This is a genomic window from Parabacteroides goldsteinii, from assembly GCF_020091425.1.
Classification (GTDB): domain Bacteria; phylum Bacteroidota; class Bacteroidia; order Bacteroidales; family Tannerellaceae; genus Parabacteroides; species Parabacteroides goldsteinii.
Genome location: NZ_CP081906.1, coordinates 4185423 through 4207939, shown reverse-complemented (window position 1 = coordinate 4207939; position 22517 = coordinate 4185423). Strand labels below are relative to the sequence as shown.

At 39.7% G+C, this 22517-nt stretch carries 15 protein-coding genes and 3 tRNA genes; 7 read left to right on the top strand and 11 right to left on the bottom strand.

Translation table 11 applies throughout. The features are described 5' to 3' along the window. Nucleotides 1-281 precede the first annotated feature (281 nt). Nucleotides 282-686 (bottom strand): hypothetical protein, encoded by a 405-nt coding sequence (locus K6V26_RS18215; protein ID WP_046145386.1) that lies wholly within the window; start codon nt 684-686, stop codon nt 282-284. Nucleotides 687-873: 187 nt separating this feature from the next. Further along, nucleotides 874-3360, bottom strand: a complete 2487-nt coding sequence (locus K6V26_RS18210; RefSeq protein WP_224263497.1) for an outer membrane beta-barrel family protein — start codon at nt 3358-3360, stop codon at nt 874-876. 200 nt (nt 3361-3560) lie between these two features. On the opposite strand from K6V26_RS18210, the gene K6V26_RS18205 reads away from it, so the two are divergent. The 3 genes from K6V26_RS18205 (at nt 3561) to K6V26_RS18195 (ending at nt 6535) form a co-directional block, all read left to right on the top strand. Then, a complete protein-coding gene (locus K6V26_RS18205; RefSeq protein ID WP_224263496.1) occupies nt 3561-4193 on the top strand; it encodes a SagB/ThcOx family dehydrogenase in 633 nt (210 codons plus the stop codon). A 104-nt stretch (nt 4194-4297) separates the two neighbouring features. After that, the gene (locus K6V26_RS18200; RefSeq protein WP_224263495.1) at nt 4298-5389 is read left to right on the top strand and encodes a metallophosphoesterase; all 1092 of its coding nucleotides are present in this window, start codon (nt 4298-4300) and stop codon (nt 5387-5389) included. A gap of 21 nt (nt 5390-5410) precedes the next feature. Next, nucleotides 5411-6535, top strand: coding sequence for a metallophosphoesterase (locus tag K6V26_RS18195; protein WP_224263494.1), 1125 nt, complete (start codon nt 5411-5413; stop codon nt 6533-6535). An 81-nt stretch (nt 6536-6616) separates the two neighbouring features. Here K6V26_RS18195 and K6V26_RS18190 read toward each other — a convergent pair whose 3' ends face one another. Both K6V26_RS18190 and K6V26_RS18185 read right to left on the bottom strand, forming a co-directional pair. Further along, nucleotides 6617-8377 carry a S41 family peptidase gene (locus tag K6V26_RS18190; RefSeq protein WP_224263493.1) on the bottom strand — a complete coding sequence of 587 codons (1761 nt, stop codon included), beginning with the start codon at nt 8375-8377 and terminating at the stop codon, nt 6617-6619. A 47-nt stretch (nt 8378-8424) separates the two neighbouring features. Beyond that, nucleotides 8425-9402: an adenosine kinase gene (locus tag K6V26_RS18185; protein WP_007655051.1), complete on the bottom strand. Its 978-nt coding sequence runs from the start codon at nt 9400-9402 to the stop codon at nt 8425-8427. A gap of 106 nt (nt 9403-9508) precedes the next feature. Between K6V26_RS18185 and K6V26_RS18180 the strand changes: the two genes are divergently transcribed. From K6V26_RS18180 to K6V26_RS18170, 3 genes are all read left to right on the top strand, one after another. After that, nucleotides 9509-9582 (top strand) — tRNA-Asn (locus K6V26_RS18180). A 34-nt stretch (nt 9583-9616) separates the two neighbouring features. Further along, nucleotides 9617-9690 (top strand) — tRNA-Asn (locus tag K6V26_RS18175). A 35-nt stretch (nt 9691-9725) separates the two neighbouring features. Continuing rightward, a tRNA-Asn gene (locus K6V26_RS18170) sits at nt 9726-9799 on the top strand. Between the two features lie 167 nt (nt 9800-9966). Here the strand turns inward: K6V26_RS18170 and K6V26_RS18165 are convergent. The 5 genes from K6V26_RS18165 to K6V26_RS18145 all read right to left on the bottom strand — a co-directional run bounded on the left by K6V26_RS18165 (nt 9967) and on the right by K6V26_RS18145 (nt 15403). Next, nucleotides 9967-11349 (bottom strand): S41 family peptidase, encoded by a 1383-nt coding sequence (locus K6V26_RS18165; protein ID WP_224263492.1) that lies wholly within the window; start codon nt 11347-11349, stop codon nt 9967-9969. A 420-nt stretch (nt 11350-11769) separates the two neighbouring features. Beyond that, the gene (locus tag K6V26_RS18160) at nt 11770-12684 is read right to left on the bottom strand and encodes a glycosyltransferase family 2 protein (protein WP_224263491.1); all 915 of its coding nucleotides are present in this window, start codon (nt 12682-12684) and stop codon (nt 11770-11772) included. Between the two features lie 4 nt (nt 12685-12688). Next, nucleotides 12689-13504, bottom strand: coding sequence for a glycosyltransferase family 2 protein (locus K6V26_RS18155; protein ID WP_224263490.1), 816 nt, complete (start codon nt 13502-13504; stop codon nt 12689-12691). A gap of 130 nt (nt 13505-13634) precedes the next feature. Continuing rightward, complete coding sequence (locus K6V26_RS18150; RefSeq protein ID WP_224263489.1) at nt 13635-14498, bottom strand: beta-1,6-N-acetylglucosaminyltransferase; 864 nt, start codon at nt 14496-14498, stop codon at nt 13635-13637. An 8-nt stretch (nt 14499-14506) separates the two neighbouring features. After that, a complete protein-coding gene (locus K6V26_RS18145) occupies nt 14507-15403 on the bottom strand; it encodes a glycosyltransferase family 2 protein (RefSeq protein WP_224263488.1) in 897 nt (298 codons plus the stop codon). A 463-nt stretch (nt 15404-15866) separates the two neighbouring features. On the opposite strand from K6V26_RS18145, the gene K6V26_RS18140 reads away from it, so the two are divergent. Next, nucleotides 15867-16862, top strand: a complete 996-nt coding sequence (locus K6V26_RS18140; RefSeq protein WP_046145281.1) for an IS110 family RNA-guided transposase — start codon at nt 15867-15869, stop codon at nt 16860-16862. A gap of 189 nt (nt 16863-17051) precedes the next feature. On the opposite strand, the gene K6V26_RS18135 is transcribed toward K6V26_RS18140, so the two are convergent. Both K6V26_RS18135 and K6V26_RS18130 read right to left on the bottom strand, forming a co-directional pair. Beyond that, complete coding sequence (locus K6V26_RS18135; RefSeq protein WP_224263487.1) at nt 17052-18767, bottom strand: RagB/SusD family nutrient uptake outer membrane protein; 1716 nt, start codon at nt 18765-18767, stop codon at nt 17052-17054. A gap of 33 nt (nt 18768-18800) precedes the next feature. After that, nucleotides 18801-22004 carry a SusC/RagA family TonB-linked outer membrane protein gene (locus K6V26_RS18130; protein ID WP_224263486.1) on the bottom strand — a complete coding sequence of 1068 codons (3204 nt, stop codon included), beginning with the start codon at nt 22002-22004 and terminating at the stop codon, nt 18801-18803. Between the last annotated feature and the right edge of the window lie 513 nt (nt 22005-22517).

Here is a 22517-nt window from a genome sequence, read left to right as displayed (position 1 = left end):
ATAGACTATGATTCAGTAAACCAGGAAGTAAAACCAAAGAGCAACAATAAATAACTAGATACCCAAACATCAATTCGCATATTGTATCCTAAATGGCTCTAGGAAACTCTAATTGATAAATAAATGAGCATATCGCGAAAAATAAAAAGAAAGGATTAAAATAAATCTAATCCTTTCTCATAAATTTTCTATTACAAAAATGTTAATTTAATCATATTATAACTTAAGTTCTAGTAAACGACTATGAAATAATGTCGAAACCCAATTCTGTTTCAAAACATCTATTCATCTCTATTTATTTTCAGAACTTTAGTGTCTAAACGATTTTCATCATTGTAATCTTTTTGTTCTTTCTCTTTAGATGAAAAATTTTTCCGTCTAATATTAACTGTCAAATCGGCATAATAAGTTTTTTCACTCGTATATACCACTACATTTATATATCCTTGACCAGGATAATTCCATGTAATTCTTAAATATTCATCTCCACCAAAAGAGGATCCATTTGTATTCCAACTAATGCTAGTATAATTGGAAGGCAAATTTACTAAACGATACGTTGCTGTCGTTCCTTCTACAACATCCGTAGCACCTTCAATTCTTAGTTGAGCACTTAATGACGCACAACAAAAGATCATAACAGTCATGATCAACAAACAATTCATAAAACACTTCTTGCTCCTCATCGTCTTAGATTTTTAATTAAACATATAATAATATCGTGTTAAATCTAAGCATTTTTTGCTATAATTCAAATGACAATCCAATATTATTTCTCTGCATTAACATCAAATAGCACAAACGAAGACACTTTGATAAACAAGGTTAATATTTCAATAACATTATAACACAGTATAAATATTTATATCTGAATTACATGCTCTGTTCACCGCCACCACTACTATTTCCGCCGCTCTTCTGGTCGTCATTACTGATACCGCGACGAACCTTCTTGATACTTTCTTTTAATGTACCAAAACGATAAGATATACCTATACGAAAATCGCGTGCACTCCATTTATTTACAGAACGCATACTAAATGTCGGATCTGATGTTGTATTATTAAACTCGATCGTCTTCCAGAACGGATTATTTATGTTCAGTGAAATAGTCAGTTTCTTCTTCAAGAAACTCTTATTTGCTGAAAATCCCACATAATAATAGGAAGATCCTTTTCCCTGTAAAGATATCCAAGGAGAAGAGTAGCCTCCATTCACACCCAGTGTAAAGTCTTTCGGTAAAGTAAATTGCGAACCTGCATATACACGTCCGTTAAATCCACTATTAGCTAAATCCATTGCTTCAGAAGCATTAGTTTTCATATCTGTATAGTTTACACCACCATTCAAATAAATACGGAATAAAGGTACCGGATTCCAACTACCATAAACGAACATTCCTACTTGCTGACGTTTTCCTATATTTCCATAAGTACTTTCAGCAATACCGTCATTATTTACAAACGTATAACGTTCAATTGCATTATTTACAAACGTATAGCTAGCACTGGCATTAATATTAATTTTTTGCGAGAACATACTATAATTAAAGTTCACATTATTACTTTTCTCCGAATCTAGATTTGGATTACCATAAGAGATATTTTCTGGATCAGTTGTATTTACATAAGGGTTCAGATACCAGATACCTGGACGTTGAATACGCATATTATAACCAATTCGTAATTGCTGAGACATGTTCAACTGATAAGAAAAAGTGGCATTAGGCACAACATCAAAATAATCTGTACTAAAATTCTGTTCCGGTGCGTTAGCATATTTCACCGACAAGCTAGTTCCTTCTGCACGTACTCCTGCCTTTAATCCAAATTTTGAAAATTTCAAAGCATACCCCAAGTATCCTGAATAAATATGCTGGGTGTGCTTAAAATCGCTATTCGCCTCAGAGCTATCTCTCCAAGCAGAGGATATCTGATCATAAATTTGCCGTAATGTTTCACTATCACTTTGACGGAAAATATATTTTCCTCCAACTTCAAATGTTTGATTTTTTCGAATAGGAGTCGTATAGTCCACTTGGGCTGTATGCTCAGTTGTTGACGCATCATTAATATTCCATTGAGGATAAAGAATAGAATCCGGGAAATTAAACATATTGAATAATTCAGAACGTCCCTCATTATCATTCGGTGAATTACTGAAACGATACGATAACGTTAGTAGTTCGTCTTTTTTACTGGTAGAGTGCTGATAGTCTACATTTAAGTCTGTTGAACCAAAAGTTGATTTAGAACTACTATTACGGTTATAATGATAAGCTTTATCTGGATTTTGGTTTAGCATTTCTACCGAATATTCTGAAAGATTAGTCATATTACCTCTAAAAAGGTTTGCCCCCACACTTATCAGATTCAATGTATCTATTTCATAACTGGCTTCCAAATAACCAAACTGGAATGGCCCCTTACTTTTACTACGTCCGGTTTGATTCATTATACTTTCTTTCCCTTTAATCATATTTTCACGGGTCGAATAGGAATCATTCCACGGCGAATTATTATGATTATAGTTATAATTAGCAGTAAGTCCAAGGCTTCCTATTTTAGCAGAAAGATATCCACCGCCGCCCATACGTCCCAACGTACTGGCATTTGCCCGGACAGTACCGGTATAACCCTGCAATGCATTCTTGGTTGTGATAATATTGATAATACCGCCAATACCTTCAGCATCATATTTTGCCCCCGGATCCGTAATCACTTCAATATTCTTAATAGAACTTGCCGGCATACCTTTCAGGACGTCCGAAGTATTTTCACCACTCAGCAAGTTTGAGGGTTTACCATTCATATAAATTTTATAGTTTGAAGACCCCTTCAACAGGATTTTATCATCCCCATCAACAGTAACCATAGGTACTTTACGGAGCATATCCAACGTATTATTAGTTTGAGCTTCCGGGTCATCCTCTAAGCTGTAAGTGATTTTATCAATTTCAACTTTTACCAATGGTTTTTGGGCAGTGACCGTCACTTCTTTCAATTGCTGGGTGTCATCATTCATAAACAATTTACCCAGATTCAAGCTTTTCTTACCTTCAGACAATGTAAAACGTTTTACGGCAGGAAGCTTTCCTAAAGATTGCATGGACATGATGTATGTACCGGGTTGTTTTAATGTGGTGGTAAACTTTCCATCATCATCACAGGCCAACAGTTTGATCGCTTTCTGGGGCGCATTTGCCAAAGCGATACTCAACGTGGCATAAGGAACTGTTTCATTAGACAGGGAATCAACTACCTGTCCCTTGATCGTGTAATCAGCGGCATTCTGGTTCTGCGCACACAAAGGCACAGTCATCATCAACACCAACACTAAGTAGAGCAGTTTTTCTTTCATCAAATTTAAAGAATTTAGAGGTTATCGATTGATTTATTATATTTATTACTTAAAAAATAGTGTAAACCCGATGCAAATGTATAAGATTCTACGAAACCTTCGTATTTAGCAGGATTAAAGATTTGTAAAAGATGTATTTTGCTGTTCGATTAGATGAATTTGTTTTAAATTTGTAGGAATTACTATTAATAAATATAGATATGAGAAAGATTTCAATCATTTTAACCGCTTTATTATTCATTTCCGTTATGAATGCACAGGATCTTAAAGTCATTAAACTCAATGCCCCGGACAAGGCTCGCGGGACAGCTGTTATGAAAGCATTTTCCGACCGTCATTCCGACCGCGAATATGCTGCGAAAGAACTAAGCGCACAGGATCTTTCAGATTTGTTATGGGCAGCCAACGGCATTAACCGTACAGACGGAAAACGCACGGCCCCGTCGGCTTTGAACAAACAGGACATCGATGTGTATGTTATTATGAAAAATGGTGCCTATCTGTATGACGCAAAAGCACATGCACTGAATCCGATAGCAAAGGGAGATCATCGTGCTGCCGTTGGAGGAGGACAGGATTTTGTTAAAGATGCTCCCGTTTGTCTCGTTCTGGTATCCGATCTTTCCCGTTTCGGTAATGTCGGGGATCACACAAAACTGATGGCGGCAATGGATGCCGGTATCGTTTCACAAAATATAAACTTATGTTGTGCTGGCATAGGATTGTCTACAGTACCGAGAGCAAGCATGGATCAGGCCGCACTGAAGAAAATTCTCAAGCTGACGGACAGCCAGGTATTGATGATGAATAACCCGGTTGGTTATCCGAAATAAATCAGACATTGTCAGATGTGAAACATTTTTCTACTTATACGCCAAAACCTTTTTTCACAAATGAATTGAAGATTATTATGTACATTTGCCGAAAATTTGACAAAATGCCTACAATTTTCATCGCTCTTTTTTGCGTTTACTTTGCAGGGAATATTTATATATTTATCAGAGGGGCACAGACGCTTGTGGCCCAGCCTTTCGGCGTAAAGGTGCTTCTGACAGTTCTATTCTGGAGTTGTGCACTTGCATTCGTAGTCAGTATGCTGGCAAGGAATGTAAAATATCCGGATGTGATGGCACATACCATACATGAGGTGGGAACCGGCTGGCTGGTTTTTACTTTGTATATGGTATTATTCATGGTTGCGTTCGATATATTCAAACTTTTCAACGGGAGTTTTAAATATGGGTTTTACATATCTCTCCTACTGACGCTCAGCCTATTAAGTTACGGCTATTATCATTATCAACATCCGAAGACACAAGTTTTCAACATAGTTATCAACAAGGTTGTCAACAGTAATCAACAACCGCTGAAAGTTGTCGCCATAAGCGACATCCACCTGGGTTACGGCACAAACAAGGCACAGCTGAAGAAATATGTAAGCATGATCAATGCCGAACAACCGGACCTGATCCTGATCGGAGGAGATTTGATAGACAACAGCGTAACACCTCTTTATGCAGAGAATATGCAGGAAGAGCTTTCGCAACTGAAAGCGCCGCAAGGCATTTATATGGTTCCGGGAAACCACGAATATATCAGCGGAATAAAGAAAAGCGTTGATTTTATCCAATCGACCCCGATCAAACTGTTACGCGACACAGTAGTTACATTACCCAACGGGCTTCAGATAGCCGGACGTGACGACCGTCATAATCCGTCACGCTTATCCCTTCAGGCTTTATCGCAAAACATTGATCCGGATAAACCTGTTATTCTTTTGGATCATCAGCCGTATGACCTGCAGGAAACAGAGAAAGCCGGCATAGACCTTCAATTCAGCGGACACACGCATCGGGGACAAATCTGGCCGATGAACCTGCTGACAGACCGCTTGTTCGAGCAAAGTTATGGATACAGACAATGGGGTAACAGCCATATCTATGTATCTTCCGGCTTATCACTCTGGGGACCTCCTTTCCGGATCGGGACGAACAGCGAGATGGTGGTATTCAATATTGCATTCAAATAAAGCCACACAAGGCAAACAGGTATGAAAGTCTTTATTCAATCGATAGTAGCACAATTGTTACTGAATCCCTATATCTTTTGGAGGGGCTATCAGGCAATACCGGCTAAAAAAAGCTGGCGTATTCCTTATACATTATTCTTTATACTGGAACTGGCGATTTACTTCTTCGGATTTTTCTTCCGCAAGGAATTGCCGGATCATATAATGACCACGATCCAATATATCTGCAACACCTGGTATATTGCTTCCGTCTATATCACGCTTTCATTGCTGACGCTGGAAGTGCTCAGACTATCCGACCGTTTCTTCCATTGGTTTCCCCAATGGCTGACACAACATTGGAAACAGGCTAAGTTAACCCTGTTTTTTGTAATTATAGCCGGAGTATCTTGCCTGATGGTGAAAGCCTACCTAACCGTCGCCTACCCGATAGTCAAAGACGTATATGTCACTCTGCCCAAAGGGAGCAGCGACCGCGACAGCCTGACTGTGGTTATGATGAGCGATTTGCATATCGGCGAAGTGATCGGTAAAAAGCTGGTCCAACGCTATGTCGCACTAAGTAACGCCCAACACCCGGATATGGTCGTATTGGTGGGCGACATTATGGATTACGAATCCCGTTTTGCCGAGATGGAACATATAGAAGATGATTTACAGCAACTAAAAGCACCGCTGGGTGTATACGTTGTAAACGGCAACCACGAATACCGCGCCAACCGTTTTGCCAAATATCGCTGGCTGGCAAAAACCGGAGCCGTACATCTGATCGACTCGGTCGTACAACCCGATTCAACCTTCTGCCTGATCGGCAGAGACGATTATATCAATAAAAAACGGCAGGCTTTACATACGTTAATGGCAGATATCGATACCACCAAACCGATTATTGTTCTGGATCATCAACCCTGGTCATTTGCAGAAATGGCCATGAACGGCGTGGATCTGGGACTTCACGGACATACCCATAACGGGCAGTTATGGCCCTATCCCCTGTTAATGAAGCTGATCTATGAATGCCCCTACGGTTATCATAAAAAAGGTCCGACCCAATTTTATGTATCTTCCGGCATAGGCATAGCCGGCCCTCCTTACCGGGTTGGGACTGTATCCGAATTGGTTGTTCTACATATTAAATTCAAATAGAAAGCCGGAAATCCTTTTCACAAAATAAAAAAGGGAATAAACAATTTTGTTTACTCCCTCAATATATCGGTCTTATAGATTCTATCCTACAGTCTTATCAAATACATAAGCTATATCACCTCCTTTGGTCGACGAATCAGCTTTTTCGTCAGCCGGTTTGGTTTCTCCTTCTTCCGGGGTGCTTAATGTCTTGCTATATAATTCAGGGTTGCTCAGAACTTCGATCGCTTTATCCAGTACTTCGTCATCTTTCAGGCTTTCAAGCAGTTCGCCTTTCTGGAAATAATAGCGTTTTACGATCTCCGAAGCCAGTAACTTTTTAATCTGATCCTTATAAAGGTCGAAATCCCGGTCCAGATTTGGAGTTAAGCGGGCTTCCAGTTCAGTGAAAATAGTTGAATCCCTGTCTGTATAGCCTTCTAACTGAGCTACTTCTTTCAGGTTTTTCAAAATCTTTTCACTCTGACGGTCATAAGTGAAATTCTTTTCTTTCGCATAGTTTTTGAATGCTTCAAAATCCTCATCGGAAACAGTAAACTCTTCCACAGAAGGAATTGTCTTATGTTTCTGTGCCCAATCCGTAACAAAGTCCACCAGGACAAAATCGGTCACCAGATAATACATGATAGTCGGCATCTCTTCTTCCTCTATTTCAAACTCCGGACGTACACCGCCACCGTCACGGACAGGACGCCCTTTCGATGTATAGAATACAGATGTCAGGCTATCCGGAATAGCAGCCACACTGCCGTCCGCCTTCCTGTGGGAATAATCCATCTGCTGGATGCAACGGCCGCTGGGGATGTAATATTTACTCATTGTTACTTTCAGACGCCCTTCATAAGGAAGTTCACGGGTAGACTGTACCAAGCCTTTTCCATAAGAACGCTGGCCTACCAATACAGCACGGTCCATATCCTGTAATGCGCCGGAAACAATTTCGGCAGCAGAGGCCGAATTGCCATTGATCAGGACTGCCATCGGCATAACCGTATCAATCGGTTCATTGGATGTACGGTAAGTACGGTCCCACTGGCTAACCTTACCTTTGGTCGATACCACCTCTTTTCCTTTCGGGACAAACATACCAACGATCTGAGTGGCACTTTCCAGCAGACCACCTCCGTTATTCCGTAAATCCAGGATCAATGATTTTATCTGATGGTTCTTCTTTAAATCTTCCAGGGCATTTTTCACTTCCTGTGCGCTCTTATCGGTAAACCCTTTCAGATAGATATACCCGACACCATCGCCGCGAACACCATAATAAGTAACCTGGTCTACCAGGATCTGCTTACGGACCAGTTCCACTTCGCGGGGCTTCTTTTCGTTCGGACGCTGTATCTTCAATACCATTTTTGTATTGGGCACTCCTTTCAGCAGTTCACTGACTTCACTGGATGTTTTATTGCTCGTATCGACTGTATCGATAGCCAGGATACGGTCTCCGGCTTTCAAACCCGCCAAAGCAGCAGGCATACCTTCAAAAGGTTCGATGATATACACTCCCCCATCTTTCCGTTCCCGGATATAAGAACCGATACCGCCATACTCGCCGGTAGTCATTATTTTCAGTTCATCCATATCCTGTTCCGGATAATAGACAGTATAAGGGTCCAGCCCACTCAACATGGCATTGATCCCTCTCCGGACTGTTTTTTCAACATCCACCGAATCCACATAGAACATTTCGACCTCTTTCACCAAAGCATTGAAAATGTCCAGGTTCTTACTTACTTCAAAGCGGTTATCTTTCTGAGCCTGTCCCGGCAAAATACTCCCAGCCAGGAGCAATAAGCAAAACAAACCTATCAATCTTTCTCGTCGTACCTTCTTAAACATAGAATATTTAGTTAATTAACGATGTAAATGTATACATAAAACCCTTTTCAGGATAATATCGCATCTACTTTTAACTTTATTTGTTCCCATTTGTCATCCGGGATCTGAGCCCCGATCACATCTATAATATATCCGGCCAGAAGCGAACCGATCCGGGCCGACTGTTCCAATGTAGCTCCCACAGATTGCCCATACAGGAACCCGGCAGCAAAATGATCGCCTGCTCCGGTTGTATCGACCGGCTTGCCTCCTTCTGCCGGAACGGCAATGACCTGTCCTTTACTTCCCACTAACGCACCTTCCTTACCCAGAGTAACCAAAGAGACCTCTACCATTCCGGAAAGAACCTTTACCGCTTCCTCTGCTTTCAGACCAGTAAAAGCCTCTGCTTCACTTTCATTAGAGAAAAGAATATCGACATATTCAGGAATAATATCATCCAGCAATCCCTTGAATGCATTTACAATATTAAAATTAGAAAGATCGAGAGCCACTTTCAATCCCAGTTTCTTTGCTTTTTGCATGGTAGTACGAACCAACTCTTCGTTTACCAACAAATATCCTTCTATATATATACAATTATACCGGCTAAGGATCTCCTCCTTTATTTCATCCGGCGTAATCGTCGGAGCCGGACCAAGGAATGTACCCATCGTACGTTCACCGTCTTTTGAGATCAATACGGTACAACTGCCCGAAATACCCTCTGTCTTTATAAAATAAGGAGACACATTCGCATCCTGCAACGCCTTTTCATAATATTCACCAACCGCATCCGTACCGATCTTTCCTATAAAACCGGTATTTGCTCCCAGGCAAGCCATTGCACGCATCGTATTACAAACAGAGCCACCCGGAGCCTGGCTTTTCTCCAACCGTTCCTGTGTTTTACGGATAGCGATCATCTGTTCCTGACCGATCATATCCATTGCCCCCTTCTTTATACCCACTTCTGCAAGCACATCATCACTATCTAACCGAAGTAAAACATCTACCAAAGCGTTTCCTAAGCCTATCGTATTCATTTTTTCAAATTTTTTCTGCAAAGATATTGCATATTTCAAAAAGAACCTCTACTTTTGCAGTGCAATTTCAGAAAGGCATACAACAAGCCGCTGAAAGATTGAAAATTCTTCCTTAGCTCAGTTGGTTAGAGCATCTGACTGTTAATCAGAGGGTCCTTGGTTCAAGTCCAAGAGGAAGAGCAAAAGACATCGGGAAAGACTGAAAGACATATTTTCTTCCTTAGCTCAGTTGGTTAGAGCATCTGACTGTTAATCAGAGGGTCCTTGGTTCAAGTCCAAGAGGAAGAGCAAAAAGACATCGGGAAAGACTGAAAGACATATTTTCTTCCTTAGCTCAGTTGGTTAGAGCATCTGACTGTTAATCAGAGGGTCCTTGGTTCAAGTCCAAGAGGAAGAGCGAAAAAGAGATACTTCAGTGAGGTATCTCTTTTTTTATATAGTATCTCCTACCGGAATCGAATAACTAAGTCCGAAAACTATAGCTTTTGCAAAATATCATCCCGATGACACATCACTATATCAATCAATTGTATCCCAAAGAAACTAGTTTTATACATAATATGATCACTTTAATTTATTGCTAAGTCTAATAATTTCTTTATAATCATCTACAGTCAAGTCTTTATCAAAGACATCATAAGGGATATCTGGTGGAAGAAATCCGTCTTCTGTTGGAATGGAATGAGTAAAATAGTTATATCGTGTAGGATACATTATTGATATTTTTGAATTTGGCAATGTATCATACTTTACATCACCACAAAAATCAAAAGGTTGACCTCCTTTTTCTCCAACAATAAAACCCATTTTCCTTTGCTTTATCAGTTCAGTAAAGCCTATAGCTGCAGAATATGTTTTTCTAGATTGAATAACGAGCACTTCCCCATCAAATCCTTTCGATTGTCCGGGAAGTATTATCGGCATACTCAGAATGCCGGTAGTTTTAAAATCCACCAACAGTTTATCGGCCAGTTTCAATTTTCTTTTCACCACAAATCGCTTAAATATATTAATACCACAATCTTTCATTATCTGCTTAGGATCATGTTTAATTTCATTTTTAATAATATCCTCAACCTGGTTGATATTAACCTTCATATTATATATACATTTGTTTTTCCTATAATTTATATGATTGAGAAAATATTCACTAAAGCGACCAATCCCTCCTCCATTTAATCGAATATCTATAAAAAGATATTTAATTCTTTTTTGTTTTATCTTATTGAACGCAGTCGACAAAACCTGAGACAAATGCCGTTCTTCGCTTTCCAAATAACATGTATTATAAAAAAGCACAGCTATAGACTCCTCTGGAAAGAACTTAAAATGATATTTTAGAGGATCTTTTCTAAAAACTGCATTTTTCACTTCTATAGTATCCGTCTCTATTTCACCTGTGCTCTTACTTTGCAACTGAATATGATAGGGAGAATCTATATTATAGAAGGTTAATAAATAATTGGGCAATCGATAATTAGTAGTTAACTCATTAAGCAATGGATTATTTTCCCAACTTAGAGAACTACGAATTTCATTGATAATCACATTTGCATTGACGTTATTTATGGTTAATAATATTTTATCATCTACCAATAAAGAATCGTGATGTATAGAAATATAAGGAAAATAATGTTGACTATACTGTTCTTCCCATATTTGATTAGTCAATATTTGCGTATGTCCATCAGTATATTGATTCAAAGTTAACAACATCCTGTTAAAATCTTTATAAGACAATGGAGCTGTAATTCTATTCATTATAGCATTTTCTAAAGAATCATATTGAAATTGATTATATTTCACATACAAATTAGGATGTTTATTTTTCAATAAATCAAAATAGTAATGAATATCATACTTCATATCTTCTATTATCAAATCTTGAGATTTAAGTAATGGTATATAAAGAATAATGCAGACAATAATATAAATAAACTTATTCATTGAATATTATTTAACAACGACATATAATAATTATCAACTTCCATCTTAGTAAATAATCAATTATTACTAAAATGGAAGCTAACTATAGTTTACTGACCTGCCAATGTTGGCTTAGTCAAGGTTGGAGTCGAAATTGTTGGTAATTCAAGTGATCCCGTAACACAAATTATTCCATTTTCTTTGCACACAGCACCAGGATTCACTTTAGAACATCCACAGTCTCCTACGTTAGCGCTACAATGACAAAAAAGCACATTAACATCATCATTGCCCACCTAACATTTTTTTCCATTTTCATACTATTCAATGTTCTTCACTAAATAGTTCGCTAGTCTCATCGAATTTCATATTCAATTCGATTGCTAACCCTTGTTTTTTCTTTAAGTCATTTTCATTCATAACTAATAAATTTAGAATTACTTATTTAAATAAATAATCATTAATAGAACAATTGAAAATCGTCCGATAATAGGATGATTGTTCTCTGATAAAAAGCCTATCCTCTACCAATTTTTCAATAGTCTGTTCATACAAAGCCGGAATCTGTTTTTCCCAGAATTCAAACACTTGATATTTTTCCTCTCGCGGCAAAAATAACTCTGCCACCAAAAATTTATTATAGAGAAGATCATCTTCCGTCTTATAGGGAAAGCTATTCCGGTATAAATGCCCTGCTCCAACATGTTTCAGTAATCTGCACCTTCCACCTTCCATCCATACCTTTATCGAAATAAACTGTTCATCCAAGCCATAGGCACGTAACCCCTTCAATCCACCCAAATATTTCCAATAAGATTTATTGCTGGCATAAGCTGCCCCTAATAAACAAACAATATCAACTACATTTTCTTCCGGATCAGGATCTTTCGTGTTCCATTTAGCCTGCATATCCCCATTCTCGGAAAGATCTATGTAAGCACCGTATGTTGTAGCCCTATTTGTTTCGATTACATCGTTTCCATCCTCATCTTTTTTAAAAGATATAGATTGGCAACAAAATAATGCCCGCTTATCCTTATGAAGTTCTGCAACAATTAATTCCACCCAATCTGTCTGAAAAAAACGCATATGTCCATCCAATAACAAAAAGAATTCAGTCGGAGAGAGATCGATGCCTTCATCTCTTGATGCAGCGACTCCTTTTCTCTTAGGGTGATGTATATAGGTGGTCGCAAACTCATTCGCAACAATCTCATAATCATAGCCATCCTCTGAAGCATCATTAATCAAGATGATGTTTATTTCATCACCGGCTGTTTCCCGCAAATTCTTTACGGTATTATATATTTCTTCTCCTTCATTTAAGAATGGAATAATTACAGTTAATTCATTCATATAATCAGTTTTCAATAAAATGAGACATCATCTCACAATAATCCTTCAATTCTATTATTTGTTGATTGTAAAGATCATTCAATATACTATTGATTGAGCAGAGCCTCACATATTTCAGATTGTCTCTATTCAACAAATAATTAATTACATCTTTACGTATTATATATGAGTTATTACGCATTTGATCATCAAAGACTACACTGATTTGCTTATCATGTGTCCGATAATAATATAAGATTTGCGGCAGATTGCACAATTTACCTCCTGCTAAAACAATATCTGCCCACAACCTATAATCTTCAGCATATATAAATCGCTTATTATAACGGATATTATGCGTTCGCAGAAAATCTGTCCTGATCACTCCTATGGTAAAGCAATTTACCTTAGTAAAAGCTAATTCTATTTCGTCAGAATCCAAAATCATTGGAATATAGGTGTCCTCACTCGCTCCAAAGCGTTTAAGACCGGCTCCACAAGCCGTTATCTCAGGATTATACTCCAAATAATTATATTGAATCAATAATCTGTCAGGATGCATCTTATCGTCCGCATCCATCCTTGCGATATATTTACCTTTTGCATGGTCCAACCCGGCATTTAAGGAATCTATAAAACCATGAAAATTATTAATCAGAGTTATACGTTCATCGGTATATTTTTGAACTATTTGCACACTATCATCTGTTGAGCCATCATTAATCAAAATCAATTCAAAATCCTGAAAAGACTGATTTAAGACACTCTCTATGGCTTCTCCTATGTAGTATTCTACATTATAGAAAGGCATACAAACAGATATGGCCGGTTCTTTTCTCATAGAATACTTATTTAGAATTGACCGAGAACAATAAAATCAACATGAGTAGACGATGCAAATCTAACAAATATTATTTATGTATTTCATTTTATTCAGGAAAAGTCAAGATCATGGTATATGTTACTTAACATCAAATCAGAATCTTGTTTTTTAAAGCAGTTCTTACCTCTATATCAATTGTATCATCGAACTTGCGTGCATACAAACACGGTGAAGATTCAAGCAAAGGAAAATCGTCAAATCGCAAGACATGCGGGTATTCCGGCCCCTTCTCCCAATCAATGTATCTAAGATTATCATTACATAAAGATTTCTTAAAAAAGGAATTCATCAATATAGTTTGAAAAAACATCTCATCAGGTATGTAGGTATTCCTGTAAAAATCATATAAAGAAGTTCCCGAAACACAATTTTGTTCAATGAACCGGACACAATCATCTGTCAATGACCACCATTGTGATCCCCCATACGGTTCAAAACCAGGAGGATAAACTCTTGTCATTCCCCGTTGCTTTTGAACTTCAACAAGAAAACATGCTCTTTCATATCCCGATTCATCAATAAGCCATTTATAAGTCAGCCTGTCCATACCTTCATTTCCGCTCCAGTTTTGATAAGGCATAGGGAAATAGTTTATAAAATTCAAGCCATTATGCCGTTCAAAATAATCATTAATTACACTATTGGTTTTTAAAGGAAAATCCTGACCACTTAACAAATGGACATAATCGACCTTTACTCCAGTCTTCACGAATAATCTAATCAAACTCATTGTAACCTCAATTTGACTAAAGCCTCCCCAGGAAACTTTTACACGCTCATTACAAAAAAAGACATGATCCGGAATGAAATATTCCTTTTTCACAAAAGGTACAATATCAACTTTATTATCAACATGTACAAAAAAATAGTTACTGCCATCCTGTAACGTGTTAATCAGATCAGCTAACTGAGATGGATTTTTATGGCATAATATGAGATATGCAAATTTCATTACTGATTTTATATGCTGATATACTTTTGTTTTCTAAGTCCACATACCAAAGAAAACATAAATTGGGAATACATGTCAAAAGAGATTGCGGAATCATTCAATTGTTCTTCTAAATAAAGAATAAGTTCCTTGCTAACTCTTTCCATAAGCCTATTTTCTTTCTTTTCAATATGGGACAAAAAATAGGATATCATCTCTCTACTGATTTTCTGTGAAATGCTTACTTGTTGATTTTTATGTACACACGATACTTGCGTTTTGGATATACGGTATTTCAATAAAACCAACGGTATATTAGCCAGCGGTCCGTATTTTGCCAACTCTGTCCAGAATTTATAATCTTCTGCAAAAATATAATTATGATCATAACGTATATGATGATCCACCACTACTCTTCTTCGAATCATGGATGTGGGATTCGCTATAGCGCAAAACAACATAAGTGATGTCAACACCTCATCCGGCAATACTGGTTGTTTTATTATATTTTGTTCATTTCCTATACATGTAAAAAAACTACCGCTAGCTGCTATAGTTGCATGCTTTTCCATAAAATCGAATTGTACCTGCAACCTGTTTGGCATCATTATATCATCGGCATCCATTCGTGCAATATACTTTCCCCGGGATAAATCTATACCATTATTTAAAGTAGTCAGGTAATCGTGCGGGAATATTTCGTACCGAATTCTATCATCCCTATATTCCCGGACAATATCACGACTGCTATCCGTAGAGCCATCGTCTAATATAAGGAACTCGAAATCTTCAAAGGTTTGAGATAATACACTATCTATAGCCTCCTTCAAATATTTCTCTGCATTATATACCGGCATTAATACAGTTACCGAAGGCTTATTAACCCTGTTTGTTTCCGGTTTGCACAATACTTTTATATTATCCATGGCTATTTTTATAAATATTCAGGTTTTTACAAACATACAAATTATTTTCATATGATTTAGAAACTGTTTTGATTTAACAAAAGTGTTTATCAGTAAAACGAAAGAATCATTTGAATTTTATGATTTGTCTCGCTTCTTGTCATATTTGAACTATCCGATTATTGACCGGTTGTACCTGACTCCCCTCTTGAGAGGGGGAAGGGGGTGTGTTATTGTTTCGCCCTATAACTGGCTTTAACACATTTACATTTGCAGTATTAAATATCCCAATAAAAATATAAGTGTATATTTGAAAAGAAGAGTTGCAGTGAACTAACTTTGACACTAGTCTTAAATGACTATGGGCTGAATCAGACTGCAACTCTCTTAATTGGAGAACCTAGCCAGTTAGAATTGTAGGCTCACGACCTAATAAATGTATTAGCTGTTTCTCTTTCATGTTTAATACTGTAAATACAAAGTTATGAATTATTCTCATTTTGTAGGTCTTGATGTAGGGAAAAAAACTTTCGATGCATCCTTAATGTCTGCGGACGAAAAAGAGTTGTCTCACAAGTCTTTTGATAACACTTCAGAAGGGATCCAATCTTTATTAGATTGGATAGCAGGTTATCATCTCTCTTTATCCAAACTCTTGTTCTGTGCTGAAAACATGGGAAGTTATGTCACAGAGTTATCTGTTTCCAGTGCCTCTATGGGTTTTTCCCTAGCTTTGGTTTGCCCGTTGACCATCAAGAAGTCCATAGGCTTGCAACGAGGCAAAAATGACCGCATTGACGCTAAAAGAATAGCGAACTATGCGGTATTACACTATCGAAAACTAGAGTTATACAAATTGCCTGACAAAGACTTGGTGAGACTGCGGGGATGGATTATTATACGTGACAATTTGGTCAAGCAAAAAGTATCAAGCATAAAGTTATTGGAAACATTCTCCCAGATGGCCAAGTTGGCTGATGTGACAGACTCCATTTCTTTTTTGGAAGAGCAGCTCAAGTCGATAAAAGAAAAGATCCTGCAGGTGGAAGAGGCTATGGAGCAACTAATAGCCGCTAGTTGTTCTCTTTGCACAAACTACTTGTTATTAAGAAGTATAAAAGGTGTAGGGATAATCAATGCCATTGTATTACTGTGTGTTACTAACAATTTTCAAAGATTTGACAACCCAAGGAAGTTTGCTTGTTATTGCGGGGTTGCTCCCTTTGAACATACTTCAGGTATTTCCATACGGGGAAAAACGCAGACTTCTCCATTGGCTAACAAAGAAGTAAAAGTGTACCTTACCCGGGCAGCTATTACTGCCATCTCTTGGGATCCGCAGATGAAAGCATATTATAAAAGGAAAATAGCGGAGGGGAAACATAAAGCATCTGTAATCAATGCTGTAAGAGCCAAAATCATAGCAAGGTCTTTTGCTGTGATACGAAGACAGACTCCATTTGTAACATTAGTCGTATAATAAAAAGGCCCTTAATTTCGAAAACATCTTAGGTTTAGGAAGTAGCTATACACTTCTGAAGAGTAATTATGTCTATATACGAACTTACCCAAGGATACGTTAATGTTCGTAAACTTGGGTAAGATTTTATAGATATTGTTTGGAGAGGACTTAGAATTCACCTCCTCTTTTTTTGAAATAGATGGGTTATTACCAGTTCGGATTCTGTGTCAAATCCGGATTGATTTCGATTTCTGTAGCGGGTATTGGCCACAGGTAATCGCGGTTTTCGCGGAATACACGGGTTAGCATACGTTTTCCTGTGATGCCGAATTCATCTCTGTTCAATAGAGTATGGGATAATTTCCAGCGACGCAGGTCACTGTCGCGGATACCTTCGCCAGCCAACTCGAATGCTCTCTCACGGAAAATACGCTGGAATACTTCATCCTTTGTATTGGTGGCCAGATAAGAAGGACCGCTGTTCAGCAGGGCGATTCCGGCACGGGCACGAACTTTGTTGATGTATTCGACAGCCTTTGACTGGTTGCCCGTTTCATTATAACATTCTGCCAACATCAGATAAACATCTGCCAAACGAAGAATCGGGAAGTTAACAGGGGTATGGGCACGGTCGGTAATTTGTCCGTTCCAGTCGCCTTCCGGTACAAATTTTCTCCAGAAATAGGTTTCCCATCCCCCCTTATTGTTTCGCATGAAACCGTTATTTTCGTTTACGGCAACAACGTCACCTTTTTCGTTTTTCGCGAAGATGAAAGTCATCAGACGTTCCTGGTTACGGTTCCATCCCAGATAAGTTGTGTAAGGAGCGATAACGGTGGCCGATAAACGCGGGTCACGCTGTTCGTACATCTCTTTTACTTTTTCCGATTCAGCCGGGATATCCAGTACTTCCGAACCGTCGCTGTTGACCGTGCATCTGAATACACGTTCCTTAACCAGGTTGTCGGAGTTGAAGCCGGGGAATACTTCGTCCCAGTCGAACGGGCGTCCGTCCTTGTATTCATACATGTCGACCAGGTTGGTGGAAGGTACCGTATTGTTCCAGCAACTGCCATAGGAGTTACGGGTTCCGGCATAGAAACATAAAGGCATACCGTAGCTGTTTCCTGTTCCTCCCAGGTTGATGATGGAGAAAATCATTTCGGAACTGGTATGGCCCGTCGGAGTGAATAACTCAGCGAAGTCATCATGTAATGCATGTCCAGCTTGGGATTTTTCCAGGTTTTCGATGGCTTTGTCGTATTGTTTGTCGTACAAGTAAACCTTACCCAACAGGGCCTGGGCTGCTGACAATGTAACACGTCCGTAGTTTGCATCGTTCCATTGGTCGGGAAGTCCGGCGCCTAACGCCTTTTCCAGGTCGGCAAGGATAAATGCACGTGTCTCTTCTGCAGAACTTCTGGGTTTCAGCAGGTTGTTGAACTCTTTTTCCAGGTCGGTCGTTTCGTCGTATATGGGAAGTCCTCCGAAATAGTCCAGCAGGTGGAAATAGATTAATGCACGGAGAAAACGGGCTTCGCCCAACATCTGGTTTTTAGGCACTTCGTCAATAGGAGCCTCTCCGATGTTGCGGATAGCCAGGTTGGCACGCTGAATGGCGTTGTATCCGTTTTGCCATTTGCCGTTCAGGAATCCGGTACGCGGGGTACAGGTTCCCAGCTGAAGGGCTTCATACTGGTCATATCCGGCTGCGACATCGGAGTTGACGTCTATCATAAACATTTTACCGTACAGGTCGGTGTTTTTCAGGGAGGCGTAAACTCCCATCAGACCTTGCTTACACTGGTCTTCCGTCTGCCAGAAAGTACTGGAACTCAACTGGTCGTATGGAGCCCTGTCCAGGTCGTAACAGCCTGTCAATGTAAATAAGACTGCTAAAAAAGACATGATATATTTTTTCATTTTATAATTCTGTTTATTAGTTAGACATTCTGATTAGAAAGTAACATTAATACCGATTACAGCTTGACGCATGGTCGGATAGGTAACGCCGCTTACTTCAGGGTCGTATCCTTTCCACTTCGAGAAAGTAAAGAAGTTTTCCAAACTGCCGTATACTCTGACTCTGTCCATATAGGCAACCTTGGTCCATTGACTGGGCAGGGTATAACCTAATGTGATGTTACGAATTTTCAGGTACGCCTTGCTGGCAACCCAGAAGTCGGAATACTGTTCGTTACGGGTATCGCTATAGTCCAGCAGACGTGGATAACTGGCATCCGTACGGCCTTCGTACCAACGTCCGTCGATAACTTCCTGGTTCATCTGGTAATCCTGGCGGACACCACTTTTATACAGGTTGCTCAGATATACGTCTTTAATGCCGGCTACACCCTGAATCAATGTAGAGAAGTCAATGCCTTTCCAGTTGAATCCCAGGTTCACGCCATACGTGAAGGTCGGGTTCTTGCCATTTCCGATAACGGTACGGTCATCATCGTTTACCAGTCCGTCGCCATTCAGGTCTTTGTACAGGATATCACCTTTTTGAGGAACTCCGTAAGGGAATACGACCTTACCTTCTACTTCCGGGTTATTCAACATCGTTTCAACCAGTGCCAGGTCTGCATCTGTCTGGATGATACGGTCAATTTCGCGGACATACAAAGACCAGATAGGAAGTCCTTCCTTCAACATTCTGGCTCCGTCGTACGAAGGTTCGTCTCCTTTAAATTTATCGACATTGTTTTTGATGTAAGTGAAGTTGAAGCCTACATTATAGTCGAAATCCTTACCGACTCTGTCGGACCAGTTCACAGAGAACTCAACCCCCTTATTGGTTACCTGGGCGGCATTCTGCTTAGGAATTGTCGCGTTACCGTGAACCATTGGAGCCGGAAGGTCAATCAAAATGCCGTCTGTTTTCTTATTGAAGAATTCGAGACTACCGCTCAGGCGATTGCTAAACATATTATAGTCAACCCCCAGGTTGGTGATATAGGTCGTTTCCCAAGACAGATTGGCATTGGCGATGGCAGTTTGAGAAAGTCCCATTGCCACGGCACGGCCTAATACGTAGTTGGTCTGTGCATACAGCGATTGCGAGAGGTAGTTGCCGTCGTTATCTCTGTTGCTTCCCAGGGTGTTGTTACCCAGCGAACCGTAAGAACCGCGTATCTTCAGGTTATCCAGCCAGGTGAAGTCTTTCATGAAGTTTTCTTCCGAAATACGCCAGGCAGCAGAGAACGATGGGAAATAACCCCAGCGATTATCTTTCTGGAAACGGGAAGAACCGTCGGCACGAAGGTTGGCTTCCAATAAGTATTTGTCATCCCAACCCAGGTTGATACGTCCGAAGAAAGAGCGCATCGCCCATTCCGTAACATTACCGGTTGAGGAAGATTCGCCGATAGCTCCTCCGATTACACCCAGTGACGGGTCGAGCAAATCCTTACGGGTGGCACTGAAGTAAGAACGTTTGTATTGTTCCTGACTGGCACCAATCATGATATTTGTGCTCAGGCGGTTATTCAGATAGTTACGTTCGTAGCGGGCGATGGCATCCATGAAATTCCTGTAGGTCTTTTCATTGTAATTATAGATGCTTGTCTGGCCCACACCATCCGTATATAACGTATTCGTCTGGAAATTATACATCGGGACGAAGTTCGGTTTCGAATCCTTTTGTTTGTCATAATAATCATAGGTATAAGAACCCTGGATAGTCAGACCTTTTAACGGAGTCAAAATCGCATACATACGGGTTTTCAGCGTGTTTATTCCGATGTTTCCGCTCACATTCCTTAAACGATTATATGGATTGTTTGTAGCGTTCTGAGGGTCATCTTCATTATTGGCATTGATACCCAACCGGTTCTGGTCGTCCAGATAGGCGATACCCGGGTTTCCACCGGTTAAGCCGTAGGTATAGATATCGTTGATGTTCTCGCTGACCGGAGTTGTATTGGCTGTATATCCGCTCAGGTTTACACCGATTTTCAACCAGTCTTTTACCTGCGAGTCGATATTGGCGCGGAGGCTGAAGCGTTCGTATCCGCAATTTTCCAGGATACCCGGGTTGTTCAGATAATTGAAAGATGTATAATAAGTCACTTTTTCGGAACCTCCGGTTGCTGACAGGCTGTGTTGATGGGAAACACCGGTTTCATACACATCGAAGATGTCGCTGTTAGGATATGCCAGATAGTTCGGAATACCATGCTCATTCAGACCGTTCGGGTCTTTCGACTTCTCACGCCACAAATTTATCACGTTCTGGGAGAAAGGCTCGGGTTTATTGCTGTTGCGCATCCCTTCATTCATATACTCCATGTAGCTGGCATAGTCGGTGACTACGTCGTATGGCTTGTTCAGGCTCTGGAAAGAAACATAACCGGTATAGTCGATTTTCATCCTGCCGGCCTTACCGGACTTGGTGGTAATCAGGATAACACCGTTTGCAGCACGTGAACCGTAGATGGCCGATGAGGCAGCATCCTTCAATACGCTGACTGTTTCCACATCTTGCGGGCTGACGCTGTTCAAATTACCTTCCACACCATCAATAATAACCAGGGGAGAGGAGTTGTTCAATGTTCCCTGTCCGCGTACCTTAATATCCGCATCTCCGTTGTTGGAGGGGATATTGTTGCTGGATGTGATCTGTACCCCCGGTGCAGTTCCTGCCAAAGCCGTAGAGATGTTGGTTAACGGACGGCTTTCAGCCATTTCGCTGACATTTACGGAGGTAACGGAGCCGGACAGGTTCACCTTCTTCTGCGTACCGTAACCTACTACAACGACTTCGTCCAGTGCCTGGGAGTCTTCCGATAATTTAATCCGTAATGATTTCTGGTTATTCACCGGAATCTGTTGTTCCTTGAATCCGATAAATGAAACGACCAGTACGGAATTAGGTGATACTTCCAGGGTAAAGTTACCGTCCATATCGGTAATTGTCCCGTTTGTGGTTCCCTTCTCAACTACATTGGCGCCTGCTATCGGACCGAACTGATCTTCGACTACTCCATTAATAATGTATTTGGCTTGTTGAGGAGAAGCAGCAACAGGGTTCGGTAAGGCTGTACCCGTAGTTCCTGTTGCCGGACTGGCCGTTGCCAATCCTACAGATGCCAGAAGCAGGGTTGCTCCCAGGAACATCTGTTTTGATAAGTAAAAACGATTAAAATCCTTTGTCATAATAACACCAGATTTAGTTAATGATTAATTAATTGTTTACCCGGTTTACTGATTGTTTTTCCGTGAGTTTCAGCCTGGGTATTTGGCAAAAACCACATAGTTCTAATGGAACTACGCTGTTTTTGGAATTTGGAGGGTGAAAGGTTTGAAGATCATGTAGTATATAATAGCTGTAGAAAACGGTGTGGATTTTAGGGTAACTTTTGATGAGGCGCTGATAAATAAAAGGAGAGCGGAGAAAGACAAATCATTAGTATTTGAGTTGCAGATACTGAAAAGATGTTTGGAATGATTAAATCATTACTGTTATTATTATTGAATATCGTTAACATTCTTATCCGGAGGCTAAATATACAAAGGCTTTAAAATAGGGAGATTATCGTTTTTTACAAATAAGCGCTGGACTATTAGTGCATATTAAATGGATAAATTAATACACTCGTTAACATTAATAACATATATATTTGCATCGGTATGATTGGAGTTCCATTAGAACTAAGTTATGCCTTAATA